The 11,070-nt window shown below is 58.9% G+C and carries 10 protein-coding genes; 4 read left to right on the top strand and 6 right to left on the bottom strand.

From position 1 onward, the window contains the following. Positions 1-826: 826 nt before the first annotated feature. The 4 genes from AAE029_RS32555 (at position 827) to AAE029_RS32540 (ending at position 3,313) form a co-directional block, all read left to right on the top strand. Positions 827-982, top strand: coding sequence for a DUF3309 family protein (locus AAE029_RS32555; RefSeq protein WP_371077066.1), 156 nt, complete (start codon positions 827-829; stop codon positions 980-982). 34 nt (positions 983-1,016) lie between these two features. Further along, complete coding sequence (locus AAE029_RS32550; protein WP_371077103.1) at positions 1,017-1,274, top strand: YMGG-like glycine zipper-containing protein; 258 nt, start codon at positions 1,017-1,019, stop codon at positions 1,272-1,274. Between the two features lie 190 nt (positions 1,275-1,464). Further along, a complete protein-coding gene (locus tag AAE029_RS32545; RefSeq protein ID WP_371077065.1) occupies positions 1,465-1,620 on the top strand; it encodes a hypothetical protein in 156 nt (51 codons plus the stop codon). Positions 1,621-1,792: 172 nt separating this feature from the next. Beyond that, the gene (locus tag AAE029_RS32540) at positions 1,793-3,313 is read left to right on the top strand and encodes an alkaline phosphatase family protein (RefSeq protein WP_371077064.1); all 1,521 of its coding nucleotides are present in this window, start codon (positions 1,793-1,795) and stop codon (positions 3,311-3,313) included. Positions 3,314-3,420: 107 nt separating this feature from the next. Here AAE029_RS32540 and AAE029_RS32535 read toward each other — a convergent pair whose 3' ends face one another. The 6 genes from AAE029_RS32535 to AAE029_RS32510 all read right to left on the bottom strand — a co-directional run bounded on the left by AAE029_RS32535 (position 3,421) and on the right by AAE029_RS32510 (position 10,983). Then, positions 3,421-5,145, bottom strand: a complete 1,725-nt coding sequence (locus tag AAE029_RS32535) for a M14 family metallopeptidase (RefSeq protein ID WP_371077063.1) — start codon at positions 5,143-5,145, stop codon at positions 3,421-3,423. Continuing rightward, entirely contained in the window at positions 5,142-5,987 is an 846-nt protein-coding gene (locus tag AAE029_RS32530; protein ID WP_371077062.1) for an ABC transporter permease, read from the bottom strand. Before AAE029_RS32530 ends, AAE029_RS32535 begins: the two co-directional genes overlap by 4 nt. 5 nt (positions 5,988-5,992) lie before the next feature. Further along, entirely contained in the window at positions 5,993-6,916 is a 924-nt protein-coding gene (locus AAE029_RS32525) for an ABC transporter permease (protein WP_371077061.1), read from the bottom strand. Positions 6,917-6,981: 65 nt separating this feature from the next. Further along, entirely contained in the window at positions 6,982-8,469 is a 1,488-nt protein-coding gene (locus AAE029_RS32520; protein ID WP_371077102.1) for an ABC transporter substrate-binding protein, read from the bottom strand. Positions 8,470-8,558: 89 nt separating this feature from the next. Then, a complete protein-coding gene (locus AAE029_RS32515) occupies positions 8,559-10,388 on the bottom strand; it encodes a dipeptide ABC transporter ATP-binding protein (protein WP_371077060.1) in 1,830 nt (609 codons plus the stop codon). Positions 10,389-10,398: 10 nt separating this feature from the next. Next, the gene (locus AAE029_RS32510; RefSeq protein WP_371077059.1) at positions 10,399-10,983 is read right to left on the bottom strand and encodes a winged helix DNA-binding protein; all 585 of its coding nucleotides are present in this window, start codon (positions 10,981-10,983) and stop codon (positions 10,399-10,401) included. Positions 10,984-11,070: the final 87 nt, after the last annotated feature.

The raw sequence follows: 11,070 nt of genomic DNA, 5'->3' as shown, positions 1-11,070 counted from the left end.
AGGGCATTACGGGTAGGCGACTTAAGATTCGGAACAGCCTGCGAACGAATCGGAGACGAATCGCTGACTCTGCGAGATTCAGGCTTTGTTCACCGCTATATATTGATTTTGAATCGAAATTTCCCACCACATCCTGAATCGTCTCTGAATCGCTCTAGAGTCGGAACGAATATGCGTTAACCATTCTCCGGGGAGGGCATGAGCGTCAGGACAATGAAAGTTAATGCACTGTAAATACTAATAGATTTTTTTCTGATCGAGCGCGAATTCCAACAGGAAAATCATCGGCGTTAAGAATCTGGCCAAAGCCGGAACGAATCAGAGACGAATCACAGACCAAGCTATGTTCCCGCTTTGTTTATGACTACATCTAGATCGTGGTGGCCCCTTGAAATCCATATGCTGAATAGCCGGCTTGAGGAATTCCATCATCGGAATGTTTTTTTTTAACCTCTTACCAGCCAGGATTCATCTTTTCTTGATGGTTTTGAAAGGTCCCAGCCGTTTCCGACCAACTAACCGGCTCCACGCCGAACGCACATTAACCTTTTGATCAAAAGCGGAACGAATCGCTGACGAATCACGGACAACGGCATTTTCCCGTTTCGTTCACCACAAGCTATTGTATTAAAACGATTTTTTAACCATATAATGAGATCCGGGCCAAGCTGGGGGAATCCGGATTCCAACTCCGGTGTTAATTATCTGCCTAAGTAAAGGACCGTAGCAAACCTCTGGAAGAAGTGGGCTTTCCGGACTTACGGAACAAATTTCGGGAACGGAAGTTTTCTTGTTCAACTGAGGTTCATGTTAGAGGAATAAGGTCATGCTTGGCACTATACTGCTTATCATTCTTATACTTCTCCTGATCGGCGCTCTGCCGAACTGGGGTTATAGTCGGGGCTGGGGATATGGTCCGTCGGGCGGACTGGGTCTGGTTTTGATCATCATCCTCATACTCGTTTTGATGGGACGCATTTGACTGAAGTACAGGCCAGGGAAACCAAGGGAGTAGCATCATGAAAAAATTCGTCGTCATTTGCGCCATTGTCGGCGCGCTGGCATCCTGCACCGCGACCGAAAAAGGCACTGCGATCGGTGCGGCAAGCGGCGCCATCATCGGGGGTGCGGTTACCAATAAATGGGGTGGAGCCGCCGTCGGTGCCGTGGCCGGCGGCTTGGCTGGCGCTCTCATTGGCCGGTCGACCGAGCGTCGTGGCTATTGCATCTATCAAGACCGTTACGGGCGCCGTTACGAGGCGCCGTGCCGCTGATCTTCAGCTGTCACCTTCTGGAAACGGGCGTCAAAACGCCCGTTTTCTTTCAGCCAATTGTCAACAATTTATTGACAATAGGTCATCAAAGTCAAATCTATGACATACAGGCATCAGGGCGTATATTTTTTTGGAGAGCTGGAGAGGCGACGGTCGGCAGACCGAAGCGACCATTCAGAAGGAGCCGCATATGCCCGAAATTCTCGCAAGCAGCGCTGTAGTCATCCTTATTGCTTCCGCCTTCGTGACGACGGCGATCGCTGCCATCAGCAATCGCGATATTGAGGACAAATCCCGTCGGAGGGTCCTTGTCAGGGTAAAGTCGCGCAATTATCCGAACGGTTGAATCGCCCCGGGAATGGCGCGGCCTTTGTCGAACTAGGCGGAGTTCTGGAATAGACTTCATGCAAGATGATCGTTTGAGATGACGATCCTTGTTACACAGTTCCCTTCGTCTTTTTCCCGTAAGACAGTTCGGTTAGGTCTGGCGCGCTGGTGAGGACAACAGGGGGCGCCCTATGCCGAACATTCTTCTTATCACGGCGGACCAATGGCGCGGCGATTGCCTTTCCGCCGCCGGCCACCCATCCGTGAAGACGCCGAACATCGATGTGCTGGCCCGCGAAGGTGTTCTCTTCCGGCAACACTATGCCAGCGCAGCCCCCTGTTCGCCGGCGCGGGCAACGCTCTATACCGGCCTTTACCAGATGAATCACCGTGTCTGCCGAAATGGTTCGCCGCTTGATGCCCGTTTCGACAACCTGGCGCTTGCCGCAAGACGCGCCGGCTACGATCCGACACTGTTCGGCTATACCGATACGGCTCCGGATCCGCGCGTCATGGACGCCCGCGATCCGCATCTGAGGACCTACGAAGGGGTGCTGCCCGGATTCAGTCCGCGCCAGCTCCTGCCCGAGCATGAAAAACAGTGGCTTTCATGGCTACGTTCGCGCGGCCATGCCAATGCTTTTACCCGCGACGTCCATCTTCCGACCGGGTCAGGGCCGGGAGAAATCTCGACGGCCCCGCCCGTCTATTCAAAGGATGAGACACAGACAGCCTTCCTCGCTGGAGAATTCATCCGCTGGCTGGGCGAGCAGGATGCACCCTGGTTCGCCCACGTTTCCTTTCTGCGCCCGCATCCACCCTTCTCAGTGCCGGAGCCCTATAACACCATGTTCGCGCCGGGAGATGGGGCGCCGTTCGCACGCGCCGAGGACCGCAGGACGGAAGAAGCCGTCCATCCCTATCTCGCCTATGCCATGCCTCAGGTTAAAAAGGCTAGCTTCATCCATGGCGCAACAGGTCAGGTCAGTGACTGGACTGCTGAGGATTTCGCCGCCATTCGCGCCATCTATTACGGCATGATCGCGGAAGTCGACGCCCAGCTCGGCCGCATCTGGCAGGCGCTGAAGGAGCACGGCGCCTGGGACAATACGCTGATCATCTTCACTTCCGATCACGCGGAAATGGCCGGTGATCACTGGATGCTCGGCAAAGGTGGCTTCTTCGACGGCAGTTACAATATTCCGCTTGTCATTCGCGATCCGCGCCATCCGGCTGTGATGGGGAGGCAGATCGATGACTTCACCAGCGCCGCGGACATCTTCCCGACACTGTGTGAGCAGCTGGACGTCACCCCTCGAAATCACATCGACGGCCGCTCATTGCTTCCCTACCTCGCAGGAGACTGCCCCCAGGGCCGACGCGAAGCTGTCTTCTGGGAGTTCGATTTCCGCGACATCACCAATGGCGACGCCGAGCGTCACTTCGGCCTCAGCTCCAACGAATGCAATCTCGCCGTGATCCGAGACGAGCATTTCAAATATGTCCACTTCGCCGGCCTCCCGCCGCTGCTCTTCGATCTCGGCAAGGATCCGATGGAACTCGACAACCGCGCCGCCGATCCCGCCTATGCGACGATGCGGCTCGCCTATGCGGAAAAGCTTCTCTCCTGGCGCGCGCGACATCTCGACCAGACGCTCGCCTATACCGAACTTACCGAAAGCGGACCGGTGAGCATCTCACAAGGACGATGATCGTTAATGCATGTCGCGCAAAAGTGTGCAGCGGTTTGCGGCAACGATATGCATAAAAACAAAAGCTTAAAGCCTATCGTGTGAATGTCTTTTCACGCGACCAGCCTTTAAGCGACAGCGCTGAGCTCCTGGAACGCGTCATAGGCGGCGAGCACGGTTTCCATCTGCGCCGTGTGGCCGTCGATAAAGCCGTCGCCATAGATCGTCTCATCGGGACATTCGGTGATCAGCGTCAGCGGCACCGTATGCCGGTCGTCCGTCGAAATCAGGCAGGGGATGCCGTTGATAATGCGGAAGCCGGTCTCGCCCGCATGGGTTTCGAAGAGGCGGACCTGCGCATCATTATAGCCGACGAGCCCCGGCAAGGCGGCAAGCCGCGCACTGACCCGGTCGACCAACGCTTCAGCGAACCCGCTCCATTCCGGATGGTGGCGCATGACCAGAAAGAAGCCCTTCGGCAAGGTCCACATGGCGAAGTTGCGCGGCACGTAGCCGGAGAGCGGTCGCGTCCATTCATGCGAGGGATAGCCGTGCAGATTGACATGCAGCCTTGCGCCGCTGAGCCGCTCGGCCTCCACGCGGATCGCCTTTTCGAACAGCCGCTCTCCCGAACGATATTCAAGATCGTCGCCGAGTGCGGTGTAACGCGCAGCATGATGCATATGGAAGGGATTGTCGGCCCGAAGCCGCCAATGCACCTGATAGCCGTCGGGGTTCTCGAGCGGCGAGACGGTAAAATGCGCATCCGGTCGTCCGGCCAGTTCCTGCGCGGCGCGGAGCGCGCCGACGATGCCGGTCGTTTCGTTCGGATGCTGACCGCCGCTGATCATCACGGCCTGGTCGCTCCCCGCTTTGTAACGCGCCTCCACGACACGGCCAGACCGCGAGCGCGCCTCAAAGGCGACGCCGCCGACGGCAGCCAGTTCCGCCCTGACCTGCTCTGCGGATATCGGCGCTTTTGCCAATTCGAGCGGCTGGTGATCGGCCGTACTTTCCGTTGTCGATAAGGGCCGTGTCACGATGCGTACGGAAGGCGCTGCCTCGGCGAAGCGAATTTCCGGGATGATCTGTCCGGGCTGCAATCCGCGATCCCCGAGCGGCCGGCCGGATTTCTTCTGAAACACTTCGAGCAGCGAGAAATAGAGATCCTCGTGCAGCGCCTCGGTCAGGCTGATCACCTCTTCGCCGACTGGTAGACGTCTATCTTCGATCGGCAGGGTGACCGCGACGTTTAATTCGTCGAAATAGGGTTCGCTCTTTCCCCAATCATGACCGATGACTGCTTCCATCGAGGCTTCGAACAACGTCTCGTAATCCGTCTTCAGTCTCTCTCCCGCTCCGGCTGCATCGAGGGCGATCCAGCCAGTCGGCGACAGCAAAGTCTCGCCGATGAAGTCCGTGTGGACCCGATTGGGCGCAAAGACCTTCTTCGTTTCGCTGCGCCCGTCCTTGCCGGTCAGCCGCACCCGATAGAAGAGGTCGCCCCCACTTCCGGCCTCGAATGTCAGCTTTGCCGCGCCGACGAGTGCGGCGAGCGGATAGGTCTCCAGCAGGAAGCGGTTTTTCGGGCAGGCCGGATGCACTGGATAGACAATATGGATTGCGGCGAATGCCGCAACATCCACCTCTTCCAGAAAGAAGGAAAGCAGTGGCTTATAGGCGCTGTGCAAACGCGCCTCGACGCCCCGTTCCGCGAGTTTTTGCTCGGCTCGCCGACGGCTCTTTTCGTCGTCGAAAAGCCAGGCTTCGATCCTGCTCCCCTTGGCGCCAGCATGACGGGAGACGAGCGCATCCAGCGTGCGCTCGAAGCGGCTTTCGAAAATCAATGTCATGTCGATGTCCTGCCGGTGGGGTCGAGACTGTCACGCAGCCAGTCGCCAAGGAGATTGAGACCGAGAACGGTGAGAAGGATGGCAAGCCCCGGAAAGACGCTGACCCACCATGCCGTCTGCAGGTAGGTCCGGCCTTCCGCCAGCATCCCGCCCCACGAGGGGATCGTCGGATCGATGCCGAGACCGAGGAAGGTGAGACTGCTTTCAAGCAGTATGTTCGTCGCCACGTTCAGCGTCATCAGCACGATAACGGGACCGATCAAATTCGGCAGCAGGTGCTGGACAATGATGCGCCAGTCCTTCACGCCGATCGCGTGCGCCGAGAGGATGAACTCCCGCTGGCGCAAGGTCAGGACAGAACCCCGCACAAGCCGCGCATACTGCACCCATTGCGATGCGACGAGCAGGATGATGGTGTTCGCAAGCCCGCCTCCAAGGATCGCGATAAAGGTGATGGCGAGCAGAATAAAGGGGAGCGCGAGCTGCACATCGGCAAAGCGCATCACGATCATATCCCAGAAACCGCGATAATAGCCCGCAATCAGCCCCATGAGGACGCCGAGAACGACGCCGCCCGCCACCGAAACGAAGCCAACCAGCAGCGAGATCCGGCCCCCGGCCACCACGCGCGCCAGCACGTCGCGGCCGAGAGGATCGGTGCCGAGAACATGCGCCGGCCGCGCGAAGGGCGGCACCAGCCGCGCCATCAGGTCGATCTTCTCCGCCCCGCCAGGAAAGAGAGTGCCGGAAAACAGCACCGCGAGGCAGATGCAGCCAACCAGCAGCGCACCGAGCACGAATTCGAGGTTCTTGAAACGTGAGGGAATATTGCCCACAGCCATCGATCCTACTCCGTCCGTATACGCGGGTCGACGAGGCCATAGGCAATGTCCACCAGCAGATTGACGCCGACGATGAGCAGCGAAAGCACGGTTATGACCGCCTGCAGCACCGGATAGTCGCGCGCGCCGACCGCATCGAAGGCGAGCGTTCCAAGTCCCGGCCAGTTGAAGACGCGCTCGACAACCACGATGCCGCCGAGGAGCCCGCCGAACTGCAGCCCGAAATAGGTGATCAGCGGAATGGCGCAGTTACGCAGCGCATGCTTGTAGAGCACGGTCTTTTCGCTCAGCCCCTTGGCGCGCGCCACCATGATGTATTGCGACTGCAGCGTCTCCAGCATGGCGGTGCGCACCAGCCGCACATTGGTCGCCGTCAGGATGATGCCCATCGTGACAGCCGGGAGGATGAAGCTCGAAGAGCTGTCGAGGCCGCTCGGCGGCAGCCATCGGAAGGTAATCGAGAAGAGCAGGACCAGCATCGTCGCAAGCCAGAAATTCGGAAAGGACAGGCCGACGAGAGACAGGATGCGGATCGCCTGGTCTGCCCATTTGCCGCGCGCCGTCGCCGCCTTGATGCCGAGAGGAATGGAGATGACGATCGAAATGACCAGAGACGCGACGGCAAGGGAGAGGGTCGCAGGCAATGCTTTGCCGATAAGCTGCGCAACCGGCGTACCGCCGAGAAAGCTGCGGCCGAAATCGAGTGTCACGATGCCCTTGAGGAAATTAGCGTACTGGACAAGAAAGGGTTGATTGAGACCAAGCCCTTCGCGGATGCGCACGAGATCGGCCTCCGTCACGCTGCCTGCGCCCTGGGTCAGCATCAGGGCTGGATCGCCCGTCAGCCTGATGGCAAAGGCGACGAGCAGTGTTACGGCGATTACGACGAACACCGCCTGCAGCAGGCGTTTGATCAGAAATACGGCCAAGTTTCTCGTTCCCTTTTTTTGGATGTCGCCGCCTTCCCTATCGGAAAGGCGGCGGTCGATGCTGCTTATTCGACGGTCACGTCGGTCAGCTTCAGACGGCTGTCGGGAACCGGCGTGAAGTTCTTCACGCGCTTGCTGACGCCGAAGATCGCGTTCAGGTTATAGAGGGGCATTTCCAGAGCGCGATCGGCCGCATAATGTGCGATTTCCTGAAGAACCTTCTCGCGCTGGGCGCGATCGGTGATGGAGCGCTGCGAAGCCAGCAGTTCGTCCATCTTCGGATCGCTATCATAGGGGTTCCACTTTTCGCCGGTGTGATACATGGCGACCGCAGTATTGTCGTAATCCAGCGTCCAGCCGCCCCATGATTGTTGGAACATGGCCCCCGTCTTGCCGGCCGGAATGATATCGTTCAGCAGGACGTTGGTTTCGTAGGGCTTGATCGTGGCGTTGATGCCGATCACCTGCAGATAGGCCGCAATCGCCTGCGCGACTTCGATGAAGGTCGCCTCATTGCCGCGAAGGTCGATCTGCACCTCGGCGCCCGGCGCCACACCTGCTTCCTTCAGCAAGGCCTTGGCCTGCTCCGGATCATAGGGCAACGGCTTCATGGCCGGATCGTAGCCGAAGGAAAGCTTGCCCTGGAAGCTTGCGATCGGCGATGCCTGGCCGGCGAGCACCGAGTTGATGATGGCATCGCGATCGACGCCGAGGATGAGAGCCTTGCGCACGCGCGGATCCTTGGTGATGCCGTCGCGGGTGTTGAAGCGCAATGCATAGACCGTCGGTCCTGGCGAGGTGACGACCTCGAGCTTGGAATCGCCCTGGATCGTCGGGATCATGCCGATCGGGATCGTGGGCGGGATCACGAGATCGACGCGGCCGGCTTGTAGTTCGGCGATCGCCGTCGCCGGCTCGGCGATGAAGCGATATTCGAGTTCGGAAAGCTTCGGCGCCCCGCCCCAATAGTCGGAATTGGCGGCGAGCTGAATATTCACCTTCGGCTCATAGGAGACGAATTTGAACGGACCGGTGCCGACCGGATGCGCGTTGAAATAATCGTCGCCCTTCTCCTGGATATATTTCGGTGGCACGATCATGGCGCCATAGCTTGCGAGCTTGGTCAGAAGGACGGGATCGGGAGCCTTCAGATGGAAATCGACGGTCTTATCATCGATGACTTCCACGCTCGCGATCGTATTGTAGTTCGACTGCTGCGGGCCTTTCGCACCTTCCGGGCCAAGAAGCCTGTCGAAGCTGAACTTGACGGCTGCCGCATCGAAGGGCTCGCCGTTATGGAACTTGACGCCTTCGCGCAGCTTGAAACGGATGCGCTTGCCCTGGTCCAATTCTTCCCAGGAGGTGGCAAGTCCTGGAACGAGCTTCAGGTCCGGACCCCGATAAGTGAGCCCGTCAAAAATGTTTGTCGCGACCGAAGCCCAGTTGACGAGGAAGGTATCGATGGGATCCCAACTGCCCGGATCCTGCGGCGATGAGACGACGAGCTTGCCGGCGGCAAATGCCGGCGCTGTCAGAAATGTCGTTCCGGCCATGGCGAACGCCACGAGAGCCGTTCGTATTCCCCTTTCCAATATTTTCATCTTTTTGCTCCCTGTTGAAAATTTCGGTTCAAACTACGCCTTCATGCGCTGCGTGCCACGAAGTGGCCCGGCGCTATCTCCTCCCGGCCAAGCACGAGCGGTTCATGTCCAACCTTGCGGATCGGGCTCGGAATTTCGCCATCCATGACGACATGCTTCTTTCTGCGCCGCGGATCGGCGATCGGCACCGCCGACAGAAGGCGGCGTGTATAATCGTGTGAAGGCGTTTCGAATATCTGGCGGCGATTGCCGACTTCCATGATCTGACCGAGGTATAGGACGGCGACGCGGTGGCTCATCTTCTCGACGACGGCCATGTCATGACTGATGAAGAGGTAGGCAAGGCCGCGCTCCTCCTGCAGTTCCATGAAGAGGTTGATGATCTGCGCCTGGATTGAGACGTCGAGCGCCGAGAGCGCCTCGTCCGCGATGATCAGCTTCGGGTTCGAGGCAAGCGCCCGGGCAATGCAGACGCGCTGGCGCTGTCCGCCGGAGAACTCGTGCGGATAGCGGCTCGCATGGGCGGTGCTCAGACCGACCCTTTCGAGGAGGGTATCGACGGATTTCGCGATTTCCTTTCCGTTATCGAGCAGGCCGTGTGTACGGATTGGCTCCGCGATGGAAAAGCCGATCGTCTTGCGTGGATCGAGCGAAGCAAAGGGATCCTGGAAGATATACTGCACTTCCTGCCTGAGCCTCTGCCGCTCGGCCATGCCCATGGCGGCCAGGGATTTTCCGGCAAAGGCGATATTGCCGGCGGTTGCCTTCTGAAGCTGCTGAATCGTGCGTCCGATGGTGGATTTTCCGGATCCGGATTCGCCGACAAGCGCCAGCGTTTCGCCCGGATGGATATCGAAGCTCACCTTCTCGACTGCGTGGACCCGGTGCGTCACCCGCCCAAGCAGTCCTTTCTTCACGTCGAAACGCACGACGAGGTCACGAACCGAAAGCAGGGGATCGGCATCGTATCGCGCCGTGTTCTGAATGCGCTCGGAGCCTGAAAGCTTCGGCTCGCCATTATCGAGCACGGTCAATGGCAGTCGCTTGGGAAAGTCCTCGCCGGTCATGCTGCCGAGCTTGGGTACGGCGGAAAGCAGCGTGCGTGTGTAAGGGTTCGTTGGCTTCTCGAAAATATCGAGCACGGATCCCCTTTCGACCGCTTTCCCCTTCCACATGACGACGACGTCGTCAGCCATCTCGGCGACGACGCCCATATCATGGGTGATGAAGATGACGGCTGTGCCGAGCTCCTTCTGGAGCTCGCGCAAGGTATGAAGGATCTGCGCCTGGATGGTGACGTCGAGCGCAGTCGTCGGCTCGTCGGCGATCAACAGCCTCGGACGGCAGGCGAGCGCCATGGCGATCATCACCCGCTGCCGCATGCCGCCGGAGAGTTGATGCGGATAGCGCACAAGCAGGTCGGTCGCATCGGGCAGACGCACCATGTCGAGCAGCCGCCTGCTTTCGGCCAGCGCCGCGCTATGCGATTTCCCTTCGTGCAGCTTCAGAATCTCTGCAATCTGGTCGCCGATCGTAAAAACCGGATTGAGCGACGTCATCGGCTCCTGGAAGATCATCGAGATCTCCTTGCCGCGGATCGCCTGCATTCGTTTTTGCGGCAGGCCAAGCAGGTCAACCCGTCCTGCCTTGCTGTCGAACAGGATACGGCCGGAGGCATAGCGCGCACCCAGCATATCGGCAAGTCGCATGATGGAAAGTGACGTCACCGATTTGCCGGAGCCGGATTCGCCGACGATCGCGAGCGTCTGTCCTGCCCCCACGGTAAAGCCGAGATTCTCGATGACACGCGAGGCGCCGAACTCGACGGACAGATCTTCCACGGAAAGAAGGAGCGCATTCGTTTCGGTCATGCAACGCGCCTCAAAGGGTCGTGGCAGCGCGTGCCGCCTGGTTGAAGGCTCCGGACATGAAGCGGAGCACGGCGGCAATCTCGGAAAGCGTTTCTTCCGGCGGACGGGCATTGGCTGTGGAATCGACCAGGAGATGCTCGCGGATCTGCGCATAGCGGCTGCAGGCTTCCGCACCTTTCTGCGTGATCTTCACGGTCTTTTCCTTGGCTGCCCTGCCTGTCGTCAGCAGACCGGCCGCCTCCAGCTTGCGTATGGCATAGGTAACGACATGGGTGTCCTCGATGTCGAGCACGAGGCAGATGTCGGCAAGCTTCTTTTCACGCCCGCGATGGCGGATCGAGTGCAGGATCATCACCTCCATCGGTGAAAGACCCGGCAGGCCGGCGGCCGCCATGCAGCGCACCATCCAGCGTGAGAAGGCATGCGAAGCGAGAATGAGCCCGTACTCGACCTCCGAAAGGCCCGGGGAGCCGCCCTCGGCAAGATGCGCGGACGAGACGATTGGGCCGATCGAGGCCACCGGCCGCAAATGCTTCGGCAAGCCTTTTTCTCCATTTTCGTGACCTGTCCGACCGTTTTTCGGTTCTGCCGACATTTGCCCTTCCCCATCTTGACGAAATTATGTCATCATTTTATCGACATTTTGTCAATGACGGCTCGCTCATCTTTTCATCACGATTAG

The sequence above is a fragment of the Sinorhizobium sp. CB7 genome, from assembly GCF_041357635.1.
Classification (GTDB): Bacteria; Pseudomonadota; Alphaproteobacteria; order Rhizobiales; family Rhizobiaceae; genus Rhizobium.
This window is presented reverse-complemented; position numbering and strand designations above follow the sequence as displayed.

What these genes read in the sequence shown, in the direction of transcription:
- AAE029_RS32555 (WP_371077066.1), top strand. Translation starts at nt 827, where the DNA reads ATGCTTGGCACTATACTGCTTATCATTCTTATACTTCTCCTGATCGGC.
- AAE029_RS32545 (WP_371077065.1), top strand. Translation starts at nt 1,465, where the DNA reads ATGCCCGAAATTCTCGCAAGCAGCGCTGTAGTCATCCTTATTGCTTCC.
- AAE029_RS32540 (WP_371077064.1), top strand. Translation starts at nt 1,793, where the DNA reads ATGCCGAACATTCTTCTTATCACGGCGGACCAATGGCGCGGCGATTGC.
- AAE029_RS32535 (WP_371077063.1), bottom strand. Translation starts at nt 5,145, where the DNA reads ATGACATTGATTTTCGAAAGCCGCTTCGAGCGCACGCTGGATGCGCTC.
- AAE029_RS32530 (WP_371077062.1), bottom strand. Translation starts at nt 5,987, where the DNA reads ATGGCTGTGGGCAATATTCCCTCACGTTTCAAGAACCTCGAATTCGTG.
- AAE029_RS32520 (WP_371077102.1), bottom strand. Translation starts at nt 8,469, where the DNA reads ATGGCCGGAACGACATTTCTGACAGCGCCGGCATTTGCCGCCGGCAAG.
- AAE029_RS32515 (WP_371077060.1), bottom strand. Translation starts at nt 10,388, where the DNA reads ATGACCGAAACGAATGCGCTCCTTCTTTCCGTGGAAGATCTGTCCGTC.
- AAE029_RS32510 (WP_371077059.1), bottom strand. Translation starts at nt 10,983, where the DNA reads ATGTCGGCAGAACCGAAAAACGGTCGGACAGGTCACGAAAATGGAGAA.